General features: G+C 70.1%; 16 protein-coding genes and 1 tRNA gene. 13 read left to right on the top strand and 4 right to left on the bottom strand.

What is annotated here, in order from left to right:
- Nucleotides 1-147 precede the first annotated feature (147 nt).
- Nucleotides 148-2,316 (top strand): glycoside hydrolase family 2 protein, encoded by a 2,169-nt coding sequence (locus tag DEI82_RS09995; protein ID WP_111036667.1) that lies wholly within the window; start codon nucleotides 148-150, stop codon nucleotides 2,314-2,316.
- A gap of 86 nt (nucleotides 2,317-2,402) precedes the next feature.
- Here DEI82_RS09995 and DEI82_RS10000 read toward each other — a convergent pair whose 3' ends face one another.
- The 4 genes from DEI82_RS10000 to DEI82_RS10015 all read right to left on the bottom strand — a co-directional run bounded on the left by DEI82_RS10000 (nucleotide 2,403) and on the right by DEI82_RS10015 (nucleotide 6,902).
- A complete protein-coding gene (locus tag DEI82_RS10000; RefSeq protein WP_258372028.1) occupies nucleotides 2,403-3,434 on the bottom strand; it encodes a LacI family DNA-binding transcriptional regulator in 1,032 nt (343 codons plus the stop codon).
- A 123-nt stretch (nucleotides 3,435-3,557) separates the two neighbouring features.
- Complete coding sequence (locus tag DEI82_RS10005; RefSeq protein ID WP_111036669.1) at nucleotides 3,558-4,529, bottom strand: carbohydrate ABC transporter permease; 972 nt, start codon at nucleotides 4,527-4,529, stop codon at nucleotides 3,558-3,560.
- Nucleotides 4,526-5,491, bottom strand: coding sequence for a carbohydrate ABC transporter permease (locus DEI82_RS10010; RefSeq protein WP_220037260.1), 966 nt, complete (start codon nucleotides 5,489-5,491; stop codon nucleotides 4,526-4,528). Before DEI82_RS10010 ends, DEI82_RS10005 begins: the two co-directional genes overlap by 4 nt.
- A gap of 7 nt (nucleotides 5,492-5,498) precedes the next feature.
- The gene (locus tag DEI82_RS10015) at nucleotides 5,499-6,902 is read right to left on the bottom strand and encodes an ABC transporter substrate-binding protein (RefSeq protein WP_111036670.1); all 1,404 of its coding nucleotides are present in this window, start codon (nucleotides 6,900-6,902) and stop codon (nucleotides 5,499-5,501) included.
- Between the two features lie 322 nt (nucleotides 6,903-7,224).
- Between DEI82_RS10015 and DEI82_RS10020 the strand changes: the two genes are divergently transcribed.
- From DEI82_RS10020 to DEI82_RS10075, 12 genes are all read left to right on the top strand, one after another.
- Nucleotides 7,225-8,703 carry an MDR family MFS transporter gene (locus tag DEI82_RS10020; protein ID WP_111036671.1) on the top strand — a complete coding sequence of 493 codons (1,479 nt, stop codon included), beginning with the start codon at nucleotides 7,225-7,227 and terminating at the stop codon, nucleotides 8,701-8,703.
- 104 nt (nucleotides 8,704-8,807) lie between these two features.
- Nucleotides 8,808-8,882: transfer RNA gene (locus DEI82_RS10025), tRNA-Arg, on the top strand.
- 161 nt (nucleotides 8,883-9,043) lie between these two features.
- Nucleotides 9,044-9,568: a hypothetical protein gene (locus DEI82_RS10030; RefSeq protein ID WP_146242885.1), complete on the top strand. Its 525-nt coding sequence runs from the start codon at nucleotides 9,044-9,046 to the stop codon at nucleotides 9,566-9,568.
- On the top strand, nucleotides 9,565-9,777 hold the full coding sequence (locus DEI82_RS10035) for a hypothetical protein (protein ID WP_111010487.1): 213 nt from the start codon (nucleotides 9,565-9,567) through the stop codon (nucleotides 9,775-9,777). The genes DEI82_RS10030 and DEI82_RS10035 overlap by 4 nt, the downstream gene beginning before the upstream one ends.
- Before the next feature lie 107 nt (nucleotides 9,778-9,884).
- Entirely contained in the window at nucleotides 9,885-10,133 is a 249-nt protein-coding gene (locus tag DEI82_RS16005; protein WP_146242886.1) for a hypothetical protein, read from the top strand.
- A 199-nt stretch (nucleotides 10,134-10,332) separates the two neighbouring features.
- A complete protein-coding gene (locus DEI82_RS10045) occupies nucleotides 10,333-10,815 on the top strand; it encodes a VanZ family protein (RefSeq protein WP_375334624.1) in 483 nt (160 codons plus the stop codon).
- Between the two features lie 327 nt (nucleotides 10,816-11,142).
- Nucleotides 11,143-12,096: a nucleoside hydrolase gene (locus DEI82_RS10050; RefSeq protein ID WP_111036675.1), complete on the top strand. Its 954-nt coding sequence runs from the start codon at nucleotides 11,143-11,145 to the stop codon at nucleotides 12,094-12,096.
- A gap of 115 nt (nucleotides 12,097-12,211) precedes the next feature.
- Nucleotides 12,212-13,555: a sugar ABC transporter substrate-binding protein gene (locus DEI82_RS10055; protein WP_111010484.1), complete on the top strand. Its 1,344-nt coding sequence runs from the start codon at nucleotides 12,212-12,214 to the stop codon at nucleotides 13,553-13,555.
- Nucleotides 13,556-13,562: 7 nt separating this feature from the next.
- Nucleotides 13,563-14,564 (top strand): carbohydrate ABC transporter permease, encoded by a 1,002-nt coding sequence (locus DEI82_RS10060; RefSeq protein ID WP_258372029.1) that lies wholly within the window; start codon nucleotides 13,563-13,565, stop codon nucleotides 14,562-14,564.
- Complete coding sequence (locus DEI82_RS10065; RefSeq protein ID WP_258372030.1) at nucleotides 14,561-15,484, top strand: carbohydrate ABC transporter permease; 924 nt, start codon at nucleotides 14,561-14,563, stop codon at nucleotides 15,482-15,484. Before DEI82_RS10060 ends, DEI82_RS10065 begins: the two co-directional genes overlap by 4 nt.
- Complete coding sequence (locus DEI82_RS10070) at nucleotides 15,481-16,440, top strand: ribokinase (protein WP_111010483.1); 960 nt, start codon at nucleotides 15,481-15,483, stop codon at nucleotides 16,438-16,440. The genes DEI82_RS10065 and DEI82_RS10070 overlap by 4 nt, the downstream gene beginning before the upstream one ends.
- A gap of 17 nt (nucleotides 16,441-16,457) precedes the next feature.
- Nucleotides 16,458-17,540, top strand: coding sequence for a LacI family DNA-binding transcriptional regulator (locus DEI82_RS10075; protein WP_111036676.1), 1,083 nt, complete (start codon nucleotides 16,458-16,460; stop codon nucleotides 17,538-17,540).
- Nucleotides 17,541-17,573: the final 33 nt, after the last annotated feature.

Genomic DNA, 17,573 nt, shown 5'->3' on the forward strand with positions numbered 1-17,573 from the left:
CAGATTCTGCATCGTTGCAGCACCGGACGTACCGGATGCTAGGACGACGCTGTGCGTCCTCGCAAGAGCAGTCCGAGAGAAAATTGCAACGATGCAAGAACGCTGCTAGCTTGCGCGGAGACCACCGCACTCCGAAGGGCATCGACGATGACGACCACGACCACCGGCCCGGCTCGGCCGACCGACACGACCGCCGGTCCGGGCCAGCCGTCCGACAGCACGACCGGGTCCCACCCGGAGGAGTCCGTGCCGCGCGCGGAGTACCCACGGCCCCACTTCGACCGGTCGCACCACTGGCAGACCCTGAACGGTGTGTGGGAGTTCCGACGCGGCGCCGCCGCCGACCGCGCTGGCAGCGAGGGAGCCGCTGGGGACGACGCCGCTGGCGTCAGCACCCAGGCGACCGAACAGATCCTCGTGCCGTTCGCCTGGGAGACCCCGCGCTCGGGCATCGAGGCGCACTGGCTCGACCGCGCCCGCTACCGTCGGTCCTTCACGGTCCCGGCGGACTGGACGGGCCAGCGGACCGTGCTGCACTTCGGCGCCGTGCACCACGAAGCGACCGTCTCGGTGGACGGCGTGCGCGTCGGGACCCACGTGGGTGGGTACGTCCCGTTCGAGTTCGACATCACGGACGCGCTCGTGGGCGACGACGTGCACGAGCTCGTCGTCGAGGTCGCCGCGCCGATCGACAAGCGCGGCATCGCCCACGGCAAGCAGCGGAGCGTTCCCCGCGACGACTACGACAGCTGCGCGTTCACCCCCTCGAGCGGGATCTGGCAGCCGGTGTGGCTCGAGTCCCGTCCGGCGACCCACCTCGGTACGCTCGTGCTCCGGCCGAACGACCGCCTCGACGGGATCGTCGTCTCGGGAACGATCACGGGCCCGGACGCCGCCGGCGCCACCGCACGGGTCACCACGACCGAGATCGGCTCCGACGTCGAGGTGGGCACCCTGCTCGTCGACGCCGGTGAACTCAGCGAGGGCGTGCTGGTCGACATCAGCGCCCCGAAGCTCTGGTCGCCCGCGGAGCCGAACCGCTACCGCGTCGAGGTCGAGGTCACCTCGGCGGACGGCGTCGACGTCGTCGGCGGCAGCACGGGGCTCCGCAGCATCACGACACGCGGCGACGCGATCTTCCTCAACGGCACCCGCATCTCGCTCCGCGGCGTGCTCGACCAGGGGTACTGGCCGGACAGCGGCATCACCGCGCTCACCGACGAGGACTTCGTCCGCGATCTCGAGATCGCGCGCGACGCCGGCTTCAACCTCGTCCGCAAGCACCTCAAGCTCGAGGACCCCCGGTTCCACCACCACGCCGACCGCCTGGGGATGCTCGTCTGGGCCGAGCCCGCGTCCACCGGTCGGTTCTCCGCCGAGGGCGCGGCCGCGTTCGCGGACCAGATCGCCCCGATGGTGCGGCGCGACGGGAACCACCCGAGCATCGTCGTGTGGGGGTTGTACAACGAGGAGTGGGGCCTCGACTGGGCGCTCCCCGAGGACCCGGCCAAGCAGGAGGTCGTCCGCGACGCCGTCCGCGAGCTCACGGACCTCGACTCATCACGTCCCGTCGTCGACAACTCCGGCTGGACGCACCTCGACACCGACCTCGTCGACTGGCACGTGTACGACGAGCACCCGGCGGGCTGGGCACGGAAGGTCCAGGACCTCGTCGACGCCGACGCGCCGTCGTTCCCGGTGGCGATCGCCGTCGACACCATCGTCCAGAAGCTGCTCATGGTGGACGGTCCGGTCCCCCGGGACGTCCCGTTCCTCAACAGCGAGTTCGGCGGCGGCTGGACCTCGATCGACCGCGGGTGGAACCTGCACTGGCAGACCCAGGAGTTGCGCAAGCACGACCGCATCTCGGGCTGGGTGTGGACCGAACTCAACGACATCGAGCACGAGTCCGCCGGCATCGTCGACACGAACCGCGTCGTGAAGGACCACGGCGGCCGGCCACCCGCCCACGCCAACGGCGAGACCGTCCCGGTGTTCGACATCCTGCCGATCGCACCCGGCCGGGACGTCGTCACGACGGACGGCACAGTCGACCTCGGCGTCGCGGTCTCGCATCACGGGGTCGACGACATCGACGTCCAGGTCAGCGTCGGCTGGGGACCGGTCTTCGGGCTGGAGCCCACCGCGGCGATGGAAGCCGTCGGTACCGCCACCGCGTCGCCGTTCACCCTGTCCGCACACGTCCGGGTCCACGCCGAGCTGCCCGAGGGACACGTGCAGGCTCGCCTGCACGTCCTGCTCGAGCAGGACGGCCGGGTCGTCGGACGCGGTGCGCTGGACGTCGTCCGCGCCTGACCGGTCTGGAGGCACGGATCGCCCGGCCGGGACGGCTCGCTCAGGTGGACCGATCCGGCAGCGGGAGGCCCGACGGTCGGCCGGACCTACGAGGTCCGGCCGACCGTGCTCTCGCGGACCACGAGCTCGTGTCCCGCGTAGTGGTCCCCGGGTTCCCCCTCCGCGGTGCCGTCGAGGATCGCGACGAGCCGCTCGACGGCCAACCGAGCGATGGTCTCGCGGTCCGGCCGGACCGTCGTGAGCGACGGCGTCTGGTACGCGGCCGCCTCGATGTCGTCGAACCCCACGAGTGCGACGTCCTCGGGCACGCGCCGACCCTGCGAGAGGAGCACGCGCATCGCCCCCATCGCGACGAGGTCGTTGTAACAGAACACGGCGTCCGGTGGTCCGTCGGGGTGCTCGAGCAACTCGGTCATCGCGCGAGCCCCGTCCGAGAAGTGGAAGTTCGCCGTCGGGACGACGAGGGACCGGTCGACCGGCACGCCCCGCGCCTCGTGTGCCGATTCGTACCCGCGGGTGCGGAGCTGCGCGGTCTCTCCCGTGTCGTAGGGCTGGTCACCGATAGCCGCGATCCGCCGGCGACCGATCGCGAACAGGTGCTCCGTCGCTGCCCGCGCCGCGGCGACGTTGTCGATGGCGACGTGGTCGTACCCGCTGTCGGCGATCCGCTCACCGAGCAGCACGAGTGCCCGGCCCCGATCCGGAGCCGGCAGGTCGCCGCGTGACAGCGCCAGAGGGCTGAAGATCACGCCGTCGAACAGCACCGCGTTGCCGTCCCCCTGGATGAGCTCCCGCTCGCGGTCCGGCTGCCCGTCGGTCTGGTCGACCACCACCGTCAGGCCGAGCGTCTGAGCGTGTGACACGACCGCACGGGCGAGTTCGGCGAAGTACGGGACGTCGATCTCCGGGACGATGAGCGCGATGAGCCCGCTCCGCCCGTTCCGGAGGTTCCGGGCGAGCACGTTCGGCCGGTACCCGAGCTCCGCCACGGCCTCCTCGACCCGGACGCGCTTGGCCTCGGACACCCGCGCGTAGCCGTTGACGACGTTCGACACCGTGCGGATGGAGACGCCGGCACGCTCGGCCACGTCGCGCAGCCGCGGAGGTCCCTCAGGCACGTTCCCTCCGCGATCGTCGTCGTGCTCCCACGCCCGGCATCACGCCCCGGGGGCACGCGTTGGGCAGCTCGATCCAGTGCGCGCTGCTCCGATCAGTATCGCGCAGTCCCCTGATCGCCAGGGTCACCCCGTGGTGCTGCCCTGGAGCAGGCCGCCACGGAAGTAGCGCTCGAGGAGCAGGAACAGCACGATCAGTGGCAGGACCGTGACGAGCCCGCCCGTGATGAGCACCGGCACCAGCTCGGACTTCGACCCGGTCTCGGCCGCCTGCGACAGCGCCGAGAGCCCGACCGTCAGCGGGTAGAGCCCGTTCTTGCTGAAGATCACGAGCGGCAGGAAGTAGTTGTTCCAGATCGCCACGACCGAGATGAGCAGCACCGTCATCAGGCCCGGGAGCGACAGCGGCAGCGCGAGCCGGACGAAGATCCGCAGTTCGCCCGCACCGTCGAGCCGCGCGGCCTCGATGAGGTCCTTCGGCACCGAGGAGTCGATGTAGGTGCGCATGAGGTAGATGCCGACGGGCGACACCATGCTCGGCAGGATCATGCCCCAGATCGAGTTGACGAGCCCGACCTTCGAGTACACGAGGAACAGCGGCAGCGCGATGGAGGTGATGGGCACCAGCAGGGTCGCCATCACCAGGAAGAACAGGGCGTTGGCACCCCGGAACCGGTAGCGCGAGAACCCGTACCCGGCGAGCGCGGACAGGATCGTCGCTCCGATGGCGCCGCCGATCGCGTAGACGAGGGTGTTGCCGAGCCATCGCACGAACACGCCCGCGCCGCTGATGTCCTGGCCGAGTGCGGCGAGGTTGTCCCAGAGCCGGAAGGGTCCGGCGAACCAGAACCCGAAGCTCGAGTAGATGTCCGCCTGGGATTTCGTCGCGTTGACGAGGAGCCACACGAGCGGTGCGAGCACGAACACCGCGAAGACCCCGGCGAGTGCCGTCAGGACGACGCTCGTCCCGCGCGGCAGTCCGTAGAGGCGCGGGTCGATCTGGTCGGCGGGCAGCCGGGAGGCACGGTGCGGGCGCGACGTGCGCCCCGCCTCCCGGCCGGATGCGGTCACGTGACCGGTCGTGCGGGTGGTGGTCATCGGAATTCTCCGTTCCGACGGCGGAACGCGAACCCGGCCACCGAGATGGCACCGATGATCACCGCGAGCACGATCGCGGCTGCGGCGCCGAGTTCGTACTGGCCGCTGCCGACCGCCGTGTTGTAGACGTAGAGAGAAGGGGTGAACCCGAACGAGACCGCCTGCGGCTGGAACGCCGCGAGGATGGACGGTTCGGTGAACAACTGCAATGCCCCCACCGCGTTGAGGAACACGAGCATCACGACCGACGGCATCACCATCGGCAGTTTGATCCGCGTGATGATGCGCCAGAGCGAGGCGCCCTCCATGATCGCGGCCTCGGTGACCTCGCGCGGGATCGACTTCAGCGACGTGTAGATGATCGTCATGTTGTAGCCGGTCCACTCCCACACGACGATGAGCATGATCGTCGGCAGGATCAGACCGCTCGAGAAGAAGTCGACGTTGCCGAGCCCGAGACCGCGGAGGATCTGCGCGTAGGGCCCGAAGCCCGGCAACAGCAGGAACGACCACATCACGGCCGCGACGACACCGGGGACGGCGAAGGGCATGAAGAACACGGTGCGGAAGAACTTGCTGGCGCGGATCACCCCGGCGTCGAACAGGGCGGCGAAGAGGAACGCGAGCGCGAGGGTGACCGGCACCTGGACGACGCCGAACACGAGCACGCGCACGACGCCGGACCAGAAGTCCGCCGAGTGCAGGATCGTGACGTAGTTCGCGGCTCCGACGAACTGGTGTCCGCCGATGATCCTGGTCGAGTACAGGCTCGACCAGAGCGCGTAGATGGTCGGTACGAGCATGAAGAGCCCGAGCATGAGCATCCCGGGCGTGATGAACACGAGGCCTGCCGACTCCCGCACGGCGCGGCGGGGGCGGCGACGAGCGCTCGGCGTGGCTCCCGCCGGAGCGGGCGTGCGCTGCCGCACGCTCCGCTCCGACAGGTCGGTCAGTCCGGTCACGGCAGCGTCACGACCCGTTCACGGTGAAGCCCTGCGACTTCGCGTACGACGTCATCTGGGACTGGAACTTCGTGAACGCCTGCTGCAGCGTCTCGGTCCCCTTCGTCACGCCGGCGAACGTCGAGGTCCACTGGGTCAGCGCTGCCGTCATGATCGGCGGGAACTGTGCGGGGTCGATGTCCTTCGCCGCGGCTGCGAACACCGTGTTCGGCGTCGTCGTGCCCGTGATCTTCAACGTCTTCTGCTGGAAGGCCGTGTCGTCGAGGAGCGGCAGGTAGCCCGGGAACGCACCCCCGACGTCGCCGCTGAGGATCTTCCACGACGCGTCGGAGCCGCCGAACCACTTGACGAACTCGGTCGCCGCCTTGGCGTGCTTGGTGCCCTTGACGACCGCGAGGGTCGAGCCGCCCCAGTTGCCGGCAGCGGTCCCGCCCGCCGTCACCTGCGGCAGCGGTGCGGTCTGCCAATCACCGATGGTGTTCTTGATGCTGAGCTGCATGCCCACCGGTCCCCACGCCGGGCTGAGGCGCGACGCGGCCGCACCGTTGTCGAAGGCGGACCACTGAGCGGGGGAGAAGTCCGCGGTCGTGGTGGCCTCCTTCGCGGAGATGAGGTCCTGCCAGTACTTGGCGAACTGCATCTCCTTCGTTCCGGTGAAGTGGATGCCGAGCTTCGATCCGCCCGTGTAGGTGAAGGGGAACGCACCGTACTGCTGCATCAAGGCGAGGACGTCCTGCGCGCTCTCCGGGTCGAAGTTCGTGATCGCGGCCTTCGGGTCCTTGCGGTGCAGCGTCGCCGCCTCGGACGCGAACTGCTCCCACGTCGTGGGGACGCTCAGGCCCGCCGAGGCGAACTGCTTCTGGTTGTAGAACAGCGCCATCGGGCCGAGATCCACGGGCATCGCGTAGACGTGCGACCCCTGTGACACCTGCGACCATGCGGCGGGCGCCTCGTTCTTCTTCGCGGAGGCGATGCCCTGGTCCGCCAGGTCGACGAGGCTGTTGGTCGCCTCGAACGACGGCAGCTCGAAGTACTCGATCGTCGCCACGTCCGGAGCGCCGTTGCCCGCCTTGATCGCGTCGGTGAGCTTCGTGTACTCCTGCGTCGACGCACCGGCGTTCTCGAGCGCGACGCAGACGTCGGGGTGGGTCTTGTTGAACTCCTCGACGGCGAGGTCGTAGCCGGCCGGCCACCCCCAGAACGTCAGCTTGGTGGCGGACGAGGAGCAGGAGGCCGTCGTCGTGGACGACGGGCTCGGGGACGAGTGCCCGGCGCCGCTCGCCGTCGAGCTACCGCTGCTCGAGCAGGCCGCGAGGCCGATCGCGGCGACGGCGGCCAGCGCGATCGCCGCCGCGCCGCGACCTCGGGTACGCGCGGTCGGGCGCCGCGCTGCCTGTCCTCGAAGGATCATGGGGTCTTCCTATCGTCGTTGATCAGAGAGCCGCCGGGCGTGCCAGCCGGGGCGACGCCGCAACCATAGGGCAGTTTTTGCATCGTTGCAATCCATCCCGACATCGCCGTGCCCACGTTGCACACCGATCGTCCCGTCGAGCCCCGGGATCGCGGTGTTCAGCAGGACGACGGGTGTTCGACGGCGTCACGCGTGTCTGCGGAATGCTGAGCCAGCGCTCGGAGTTGCCCCCGAGGTGTCTGCACCCTCTGCACCCTCCGCACCTCCTGCTCGCTCCGGCGTGGGCCTGCGCTCCGAGCGCGGCCCGATCCTCCTGGCCCTGATGCTCGCGACCGCACTGGTCGCCCTCGACTCCACGATCATCGCGACGGCGTCGTCGTCCATCGCCAAGGACCTCGGGCACTTCCAGCAGCTGCCCTGGCTGTTCTCGGTGTACCTGCTCGCGCAGGCGGTCTCGGTGCCGATCTACGGGCGCCTCGCCGACGTGCTCGGCCGCAAGCGTCTGCTGCTCGTCGGGATCGGCCTGTTCCTGCTCGGCTCGGTGCTGTGTGGCGCCGCGTGGTCGATGCCCGTCCTCATCCTGGCGCGGGTCGTGCAGGGCCTCGGCGCGGGCGCCGTGCTGCCGATCTCGATGACGATCACGAGCGACATCTACACGCTCGAGGAGCGCGCGAAGACGCAGGGCTACCTCGCTTCGGTCTGGGGCATCGCCTCGGTCGTCGGGCCGACCCTCGGTGGCCTGTTCAGCCAGATCGGCGCGTGGCGGTGGATCTTCTGGATCAACATCCCGCTCGCCATCGTCGCCGGCGTCATGCTCATCCGCGCCTACCACGAGCAGCGTGACGCGTCGCAGGACCGGCAGCGCATCGACTACCTCGGCGCGGCCCTGCTCGGCGGCGGGACGACCGCGCTCCTGCTCGGTCTGCTCGAGGGCGGGACGTCGTGGGCCTGGGACGCCCCCGCTTCGTTCGCGATCTTCATCGCCGCCGCGGTCCTCCTGGTCGCGTTCGTCGTCGTCGAGCTCCGCGTCGCGCAGCCGATCTTCTCGCTCGGCCTGCTGAAGCGTCGCGTGGTCGCCGCGTCCACGATCGCGTCGCTCATCATCGGCGTCATCGTGATGGGCCTGTCCACGTACGTGCCGATCTACGCGCAGGACGTCCTCGGGGCGTCGGCCCTCATCGCCGGGTTCGCGCTCGCGGCGCTCACCCTCGGATGGCCGATCTCGGCGTCGCAGGCCGGGCGCTTCTACCTGCGGTTCGGGTTCCGCGTCACCTCGGTCATCGGGTCGACGCTCGTGCTCATCGGTGCGGTGCTCACCATCACGCTCGCCGTGCACTCGTCGATCTGGCTCGTCGCCCTGTTCTGCTTCGTCATCGGCGCGGGCATGGGCCTGACCGCCGTGCCGACGCTGATCGCCGCCCAGTCGTCCGCCACCTGGAGCGAGCGCGGTGCCGTGACCGGCACGAACATGTTCGCCCGCTCGATGGGTTCGGCCATCGGCGTCGCGGTGTTCGGCGCGGTCGTCAACGCGCACGTGCAGCTCAACGCCGCCGGCGTCCCCGAGGGCGCCGGGCTCATGACCGCGATGCACCTGGTGTTCGTCGCGATCGCCGCGATCGCCGTCGTGCTCCTGGTCGCCGTGCTGTTCCTGCCGGGGCACCGGCGGGCGGCGCAGGGCGGGGTGGCGTCTGCCGCCGGGGCCGCTGAGGACGCGGAGCCGGCGCTCGGCGCTGCGCCCGCGACCGCAGCTGCGCGGGCCGAGGCCGAGGCCGGGGCCGAGCAGCCGGTGGCGTCCGCGTAGGAGCCGCCCCACCCCCCCACATCGATCGGACGGGAGGCGCGGCACCGGGCTGGTGTCGCGCCTCCCGTCCGTCCGTGGTGGGGCCGGTAGAGTGGCTGGCGCCTGCCTCTGTAGCTCAATGGAAGAGCAGTTCCGTCCTAAGGAAAGGGTTGGGGGTTCGAGTCCCTCCAGGGGCACCACCGTCGTCGTCGCCGTGCCGGGATCGAAGGTCCAGCCAGCTCGGTAGCCGCGCCCTTGAGAGGTCCCTCCTCCTGCCCCCAGCGACCGCAGCACACCTCGTCCGCCGGTTTCTCCGACTGATCCGCGCGCTGCCCATGGGTCGCAGGCGCGCTTCCAGGCGGTGAGAGGAGGCTCGAGGAGCGGCCACCACAGATCCGCTCGGGATCCTCTCGAGCGCGAGCGTGCGGGAGCCGTCGACGGAAGCGGCGACATCATGACCGACACCCATCTCCAATCCCTGGCTCTCGCCGGCGTCGTGGTCTCTGGCCTTCCCAACCCGCTCCCCGCCTCGTCGGCGCGGTACACCGTCCCGGCGGTGTTCAACCGTCGTCCCGAACCCATGGAGGCCCAGGGGATCGTCACGAGCAGTGTCCGGAACGCCATGGCGACGGCGGGGTACCCCGAGGTCACGCTCGAGATCGCCGATCGTCGCCTCCTGATCGGTTACACCTCGTTGGAAGAGCTCGAGCAGGGTCTCGCGGAGGAGATCGCAACGGTGATCGAGGAGATCAGCCGGAACGTGGCTTTGGAGAAGCAGCGACGGATCGATGTGGCACAGGGCGAGGCCGAGGACCGTGATGCGCGGGCGAAGGAAGTGACCCGCGCCGCGGAACGGATCTCCTTCACGCCCCGGGGTCGAGCGTGAACGACGTGTACGCGGTCGTGGGCGGCCGCGAGTACCGCCTCGACGTCGTGGCCGATGGCCGGCAGCTCGACTCGTTGGTCAACGACCCTGGTGTGAAGCACGTCGACCTCGACGGGGGCGGCACGCTCGTCTACCAGGGTGGGCCCGGTTGCCCGGTCGTCATCGTGCAGCGGCCCCAATCGCGCTCCACGGCCGACGTCCACCGGTAGGCGATCGACCGGGACCCCGCGATCCGCGCGTGGGTCTTCTCGAGCCGAGCAGCACCGCGGCAGCCTCATCTCGAACCGCTCGCCCCCGAGGATCGCGAGGACGAACCATGAGCGATCTGCCAGCCGGGACCGACGCGTTCCACGATCTGGCGTGGGTGGAAGCCGATGATGGTCTCGACGCGTTCCTCGGAGGACACCTCGTCGGCACGGTGACCCACGAGCAGGGCTTCGCGGCGCGTTCGATCGACGGGACCGTCGAGGGAAGTCACCACAGTGTGGAAGCAGCACGAGCCGAACTCGAAGGCTGGCTCCGATGGGTTCGCGCCCTGTCTGCGCAGCGCCGCAGGAACCATTGACGGCAGCTGCCACGACCTCCGCCCGCGCAGGCACAGCGCGAGCGTCGCCGATAGCCTGCCGTCCGTGGTTCCCGCGTTGCCCGTCCTCATCCCTGCCGCGATCGTCGTCTGGGTGCTCCTGTTGTGGCGGCTGCGGCAGCGCGACCGTCTGACCCTCTCGCGCACGATCACCGCTGGCGCCGCCTGCCTGTTCGGGATCGTGCTGCTCCGGTCGGTGCTGTTCCCCGCCCCGATCGTCCTCGGTGCGGAACGAGCCACGCTCCCGCCATGGCCGGTGTTCGTGCAACTCATCCCGGTGGCGACCGTGCCGCGCGACCCGTCGGGCATGGTCCTCAACATCGTCCTGTTCGTTCCGATCGGGGTGCTCCTGCCGTTCCTCGTCCGGGGATCCGTCATCCGACTCGGGACCATCGCGTTCCTGCTGAGCGTCACGATCGAAGTGGTCCAGCTCGTCGGCGACATGACCGTGAGCACGGGGCGTGTCGCCGACATCGACGACGTGATCGGCAACACCATCGGGGCGCTCGTGGGGATCGCGGTCGTCCGCCTCCTGTCGCGCGTACCACAGCTCTCGCGCGTCGCGACGCCGTTCGTGTGGTGGCCGAGTCCGGACCCGAGGTCACCGATGCCCGGGAAGCGCGGAGCCTCAGCCCGCTCCCGGTGGGGATCAGGTCTGCACTGATGGATCGCGGTCGGGCGATCCGACCGGCGTGGCCGGATGAGCGACCCGAGCGATCAACGGGTCCGCTTTCCAGGGGCTGAGGCTGGGCGGCTCCTCCTCGGAGTTCGTGCCGAGGGGGCTCGGTCGGAGCTGGTGTGGAAGCGGTCCCCGGAGGAGACGGGATGGCCGAGCCCGCGCGACTGCGGTGATCGACCGGAGTGCGGACGCTGACGCCCATCGAGGTCTCTCGCCCGACCATTTCTGGATCACCCCTTGTCCGCGCCGCGCAACTCGTGTTAACTCGCAGTCAGGAAGCGACGCAACACGAGTTGAACAAGGGAGTTCGCGATGACTCGTCTCATCCTCGACACCGACCTCGCCATGGGTGCCCCGGGCAGCGACATCGATGACGGGTTCGCGTTCGCCCTCGCGGTGGCCGAACCCGAGATCGACCTCGAACTGGTCACCACCGTCAACGGGAACACCGACGTCGAGAGCGCCACGCTCCTGACGCTCGAACTCCGCCGTCGGCTGGGCATCGACGTCCCGGTCGTCAAGGGCGCCCCGACACCGCTCGTCCACCCGGAGCGCCGGCGTGAGCCGTCCCCCGAGGTCGTCAGCACGTACGGGGTCGGCCTGGAGCCCGACCCGGGCCACGCGGCGCACCGGATCATCGAGCACGTGATGGCGAACCCGGGCGAGATCACGATCTGCGCGATCGGGCCGCTGACGAACATCGCGCTCGCTCTCACGATGGAGCCACGACTGGCGTCGTCGGTCAAGGAGATCGTGATGATGGGCGGCGTGTTCCTCGGCACCATGGCCCACCGGAGCATGCCGGGCGAGTTCAACGTCTGGGTGGACCCCGAAGCCGCCGCGACCGTGCTGCGCTCCGGTGCACCGCAGCGGTGGGTCGGTCTCGACGTCACGTTGCAGGTCCGACTCACCCGCGACGACGCTCGTCGTCTCACCGACTCGGGCCGCGACTTCGCCGCCCTCGCGGGCGAATCGACGAACGCGTGGATCGACCACATCGCCGAGCGCGACCCGGGCGACCCGCGCAACCGGGATTCGTGCGCGATGCACGACCCGCTCGCCGTCGCGGCGCTGACGCACCCCGAGTTCCTCACCTGGGTCGACGCCGCGGTCGACGTCGTCACCGGCGACGGACTCGCGCGTGGCGTGCTCGTCACCGACCTCGGGCACGGGCCGGACGCACCCGCGCCGAACTGCAGGATCGCGACCGAGGTCGACGTCGCCGCGTTCACCGACCACTTCCTGGGGCGCATCGCCGACCTCTGAGCCGTCGGAGCGCCAGCCCGGCACCCGCTCCGACCGCCGCCCGCACAACCGTCGTCCGCCCCGGGCGCCGGGCCGTTCACCGTACCCACGATCCGCACACCCAATGGAGGGACCAATGCGATCACACGTCCACCACGGCCGTCGTCGGCTGCTCGTCACCGCCGCCGGCGTCATCGCCGGCGCACTCGCCCTGACCGGATGCTCGAGCGGCGGGGGTGCCGCATCCTCCTCGGGGAGCTGGTCCATCCCGTCGAAGGACCCGAAGACCACCGTCAAGGTGCTCAGCATCCTCAGCCTCAAGTCCCCGGACAACATGCAGCCGGTCGTCGACGCGTTCGAGAAGGCACACCCGAACATCACGATCAAGTGGCAGACCGTGCCGTTCGACTCCCTCAACTCGACCGTCGACTCGCACGTGTCGAACAAGGGCGGCGACCCGGACCTCTACTGGGCGGACCAGCCGCGCATCGCCGCGCTGGCCAGCCGCGGTGAGGCCGAGGACCTGACGTCCCAGTTCGGCGGGTACTCGTCGTCGTTCGACAAGGTGTCGTACGAGACGGGCGTCCAGAAGGGCAAGCTGTACGCCCTCCCGATCGCGAACTCGACGCAGCTCCTGTACTACAACAAGGACCTGCTGGCGAAGGCCGGGCTCCCCACACCCTCCGCGTCCACGAGCAGCCGGATGACCTGGCAGGACCTGGCGTCCGACGCGCTGAAGGCCAAGCAGGCCGGCGCGCAGTACGGCATGACGTTCGGCCAGTTCGACCGCTACTACCAGCTCGAGCCGCTGTCGGTCCAGCTCGGAGGTTCGGTCGGGGCGGACGGCAAGGACAACCTGACGCCGGACTTCACCAACAGTGCGTGGGTGAAGGCGATGACGTGGTACCGCTCGATCTTCGCCTCGGGCGCGGCTCCGAAGGGCATGACCGCTGACCAGACCGACCCCGCGTTCCTCGCCGGCCAGGTGGCGTACTCGGTCGAGGGGCCCTGGCTCCTGCCGGAGCTCCAGGCGTCGAAGGTGCACTGGGGCGTGGCACCGATGCCCGCCTTCGCGGACAGCAAGCAGGTCGCGACGCCGACCGGTTCGTGGTCCGTCGCGATGAACCCCTTCAGCAAGCAGAAGGACGCCACCGCGGTGTTCATGAAGTGGCTCGCGGTCGACAACGGCTCGGGCTACATCCGCTACCGGAGCAACCCGGAGCTCGCCGCGAACGTCAAGGGCAAGCAGCTCTACTTCGACAAGCCCGTGTTCCAGTCGGCTGCAGGGGCCGACGCGGCGAAGATCATCAACCACGAGACGTCGCAGACCGCGGTGTCGCGCGTCAAGACGATCGGCTACATCGAGTTCGAGTCCATCATCAACCAGGCCTACTCGGACATCCGGAACGGGGCCGACCCGAAGCAGGCGCTCGACGCCGCGAAGGCGAAGCTGACGACCGCCTGGGCGAAGTACAAGTAGGCCGCCCGTGATCTCGACCACCGACACCACGACCGGGGCGGCCCGCACGCGCCGCCCCGGTCCCCGGACCGCACGCCGGGAGGTCCGCAACCGCTTCGGCACGCCCGTCCCGGTCCGGCGCCGCACCGGCCGCGCGGGCGCACGACGCGAGCTCGTCTGGGGCATCGTGTTCCTCGCCCCCGCGGTCATCGCCCTCGCCGTCCTGCGGGTCGCCCCGACGATCGACGCCGTCGGGTCCAGCCTGCTCAAGGCGTTCCCGGGCGGCCTCATCCCCCCGACCTTCACCGGGTTCGGCAACTACGAGTCGCTGTTCGGCGATCCGGCCTTCCTGGCGACGGTCGGCCGCACGCTCCTGTTCAACGTCGTCATCAACCCGCTGCAGATCGTGGTCGCGCTCCTCGTCGCCGTGCTCCTCACGCAGCGGATCCCGCTCGTCGGGCTCTGGCGGACACTCCTCGTCGTGCCGGTGACGATCCCGATCGTCGGCTCCTGCATCGCGTGGGGCGCGGCGTTCAACCCGCAGGGGCCGATCAACGCTGCGATCACCGCGATCGGCGGCGGCACGCAGCCGTTCCTCACCTCGCCGCGGCAGGCGCTGGCCTGCATCATCATCGTCGCGTCCTGGATCGGCATCGGCTACTGGATGATGTTCCTGGTGTCCGGCATCCAGGCGATCCCGGGCGAGCTCTACGAAGCGGCCAAGCTCGACCGCGCCGGCCCCGTCCGGACGTTCCTGCGGATCACCCTGCCGATGCTCCGTCGACAGCTGCTGTTCGTGCTCGTCGCCGACACGGTCGCGAACTTCGTGCTGTTCGTCCCCGTGCAGCTGCTGACGAACGGTGGGCCGCAGGACAGCACCACGCTGCTCATGTTCGACGCGTACCGGACCACCTACGGGTACGGCAGCCAGAACCTCGGCTCGGCCGAGGTGATCGTGCTGACCGTGATCATGCTGGTGTTCGTCGTCCTGCAGTTCCGGCTGCTCCGCGAGGACGGAGAGGACGCATGACGGCCGACAGCGGCATGGTGGGCCTCCCGGCCGCGGTCGCGTCGACCGTGAGCGACGACGTCGCGTCACCCGGAGCACCCCGTCGGCGGCGGTGGTCGACGACCCGCTTCGTGCTGACGGTCGTCGCGATCGTCGTCAGCGCCGTCTTCATGCTCCCGGCGCTGTGGATCCTCATCGGGTCCTTCCGGCCGAACATGGACGTGCTCACGACCATGTCGCCGTTGACCTGGCGCCTGTTCGTCCCCTCGCGGGTGACGGTGCAGAACTACGTCGGGCTGCTCGTCCACGACGGCTTCGGCACGGCGCTCCTCAACTCGGCGATCGTGTGCATCGCGTCCGTCGTCGTCGGGATCCTCGTGTCCGCGGCCGCCGCGTACCCGCTCGCCGTGTACCGGTTCCGCGGACGGAACATCGTCTTCGCCGTCATCGTGATCAGCTTCATGGTCCCCTTCGAGGCGATCGCCATCCCGCTGGCGCAGCAGTTCACGGACTGGGGGCTCGGCAACAGCCTCATCGGTCTGATCCTGCCCGGGATCGGGAACGGCCTGGCCATCTTCAACCTCCGGCAGGCGTTCCTCGGCATCCCGGTTTCCTACCGAGAAGCCGCCATGCTCGACGGCGCGAGCGAGCCGAAGATCCTCTTCTCGTTGTACCTCCGGATGTCCGGTCCGGCGCTGACGAACTCCGCCCTGCTCATCTTCCTCGCGCAGTGGACCTCGTACCTGTGGCCGCTGCTGGTCGTCACCGACGACTCGAAGCAGCTCGCGCCGGTGGCGCTCGCGTCGACGTTCGGGGAGCACAGCGCGAACTACGGCGAGAACTTCGCGGGTGCCGTCCTGCTGTCGCTCGTGCCGGCGATCAGTCTCTTCATCCTGCAGCGGTTCTTCGGCCGGCTGTCGATCGGAAGTGGTGAGAAGTGAGCACGGAAGCGCCGGGATCCGCGCACATCATCGTCGTCGGCTCGGCCAACCAGGACTACATCGTGCGGGTGACCGCTCCGCCTGCGCCGGGGGAGACGGTCCTCGCCCAGGACCTCCTGCGACAGCCCGGTGGCAAGGGCGCGAACCAGGCGGTCGCCGCAGCACGGCTCAACGGCGACGTGAGCTTCGTCGCCAGCGTCGGTGACGACCCGGACGGCACCGACCTCCTCCGCGGCCTGCGGAGCGAGGGCGTCGACACCTCGGAGGTCGAGATCATCGACCGCGGTCGGACGGGACTCGCGCTCGTGTCGGTGTACGACTCCGGCGAGAATGCGATCACGGTGGTGCCCGGCACGAACTTCGCGCTCACCGCGAGCCGCGTCGACCGGACGGTGCGACGCCTCGCGGCGGAGGCCGAGCGGGCGATCGTCGTCGTGCAGGCGGAGCTCCGACCGCAGATCATCGCGACGGCGCTCCGGGCGGGGGTGGAGGCGGGAGCGCGGTGCGTGCTCAACCTCGCTCCGTACCAGCGCCTCCCGGACGACCTGCTCGCGGTCTGCGACCCACTGGTGCTCAACGAGTCCGAGGCGACCGCGCTCGTCGGGCGGCCCATCGCGGATCCGGAGCAGGCCGCTGCGGCGGTCCGCACCCTGCTCGGTACCGCCCGTTCGGTGGTCATCACCCTCGGCGCGCAGGGCGCCTGCTGGGCCGACTCGGGAGGCGAGGGGCACCTCCCCGCCACGCCCCCGGACCGGGTCGTCGACACGACCGGCGCCGGCGACGCGTTCGTCGGTGCACTCGCGGCGACGCTCGCGCGCGGCGGCGGGCTCGGCGAGGCGACCGCGATCGGTGTGGCCGCCGGGACGTTCGCGGTCCGCACGCCGGGGGCGCAGTCCTCGTACCCGACGCTCGCCGACCTCACGACGGAGAGGGCCGTCACCGGACCGATCAGCTGACGCGGGAAGATCGACCCATGCCAGTGACACGGTCGGACGTCGCTCGGGCTGCGGGGGTCTCGCCCGCCGTCGTGAGCTACGTCATCAACAACGGGCCGCGCCCCGTCTCCGCCACCACCCGCGAGCGGGTCGAGGCGGCGATCGCCGACCTCGGGTACCGACCGAACGCCATCGCGTCGTCGCTCCGCAACGGCAGCACCCGGTCGATCGGGTACCTCACGCCGAACCCCCGCGATCCGTTCATGGCGGAACTCGGGGAGTCGGTGGAGCGGCAGTTCAGCGCTCGGGGCTACCTCGTGCTCACCGGCAACACGTACTTCGACCGGGCACGTGAGGAGCGGTACCTGCAGTCGTTCATCGACCGCAACGTCGACGGCCTCGTGTTCGCCCCCGGTGTCTCGCTCGCCAGCACCCCGACGTGGCAGGCCGATCGCCCCGTGGTGAGTCTCGACGGAGCGGGGACCCATCCGGGCTGGTCGACCGTGAGCGCCCAGGACGCGTTGGACGCCGCGACCGCCGTCGGGCACCTGGTCCTGCAGCACGGGCACATGCTGGTCGCCTGCATCGCCGGGACGCCGCGGCTCACCAGCGAGGCGGAGCGCATCGCCGGGTGGCGCACCGCGACCGGGAGCGAGGGACTGCCCTCCGGACCGGAACTGCTCGCCTACGGGGAGATCTCGGAGGAGGGTGGGTACTCGGCCGCCATGCAGCTCCTGAGCAGTCACGGTCGTCCCTGGGTCGTCCACGGCCGCGGCCCCACCGCCGTCTTCGCCACGAACGACGCCCAGGCGGTCGGCGTCATCTCCGCTTGCGCCGAACTCGGGCTCCGCGTCCCCGAGGACGTCGCCGTCGTCGCAGTGGGAGGCACGCGGATCGCCCCGTACACCGTGCCCCCGCTGTCGACGGTGCGGCAGGACGTCGAGCTGATCGCGGAACTCGCCGCCCGGCAGCTCATCGCAGGCATCGCGGACCCGACGGCTCCGGCAGCGCGCAGTCGGCTCCGTGGGAACCTCGTCGTCGGCCGGAGCTGCGGGTGCGAGCTCCTCGCCCCGTCGGCCGTGGACCACGGGACGACGACCGGGAGATCGACGAGCAGGTGACGCGGTTCGACTCGGCTTTCGTGCCGGCGGCGC

This window comes from Curtobacterium sp. MCBD17_019 (genome assembly GCF_003234555.1).
In the GTDB taxonomy this organism is placed as follows: domain Bacteria; phylum Actinomycetota; class Actinomycetes; order Actinomycetales; family Microbacteriaceae; genus Curtobacterium.

Bases quoted from the DNA above. Each gene is read 5' to 3' on its own strand.
- DEI82_RS16005 (WP_146242886.1), top strand. From the start codon at position 9,885: ATGAGCGATCTGCCAGCCGGGACCGACGCGTTCCACGATCTGGCGTGG.
- DEI82_RS10050 (WP_111036675.1), top strand. From the start codon at position 11,143: ATGACTCGTCTCATCCTCGACACCGACCTCGCCATGGGTGCCCCGGGC.
- DEI82_RS10020 (WP_111036671.1), top strand. From the start codon at position 7,225: ATGCTCGCGACCGCACTGGTCGCCCTCGACTCCACGATCATCGCGACG.
- DEI82_RS10055 (WP_111010484.1), top strand. From the start codon at position 12,212: ATGCGATCACACGTCCACCACGGCCGTCGTCGGCTGCTCGTCACCGCC.
- DEI82_RS10075 (WP_111036676.1), top strand. From the start codon at position 16,458: ATGCCAGTGACACGGTCGGACGTCGCTCGGGCTGCGGGGGTCTCGCCC.
- DEI82_RS10005 (WP_111036669.1), bottom strand. From the start codon at position 4,529: ATGACCACCACCCGCACGACCGGTCACGTGACCGCATCCGGCCGGGAG.
- DEI82_RS09995 (WP_111036667.1), top strand. From the start codon at position 148: ATGACGACCACGACCACCGGCCCGGCTCGGCCGACCGACACGACCGCC.
- DEI82_RS10065 (WP_258372030.1), top strand. From the start codon at position 14,561: ATGACGGCCGACAGCGGCATGGTGGGCCTCCCGGCCGCGGTCGCGTCG.
- DEI82_RS10015 (WP_111036670.1), bottom strand. From the start codon at position 6,902: ATGATCCTTCGAGGACAGGCAGCGCGGCGCCCGACCGCGCGTACCCGA.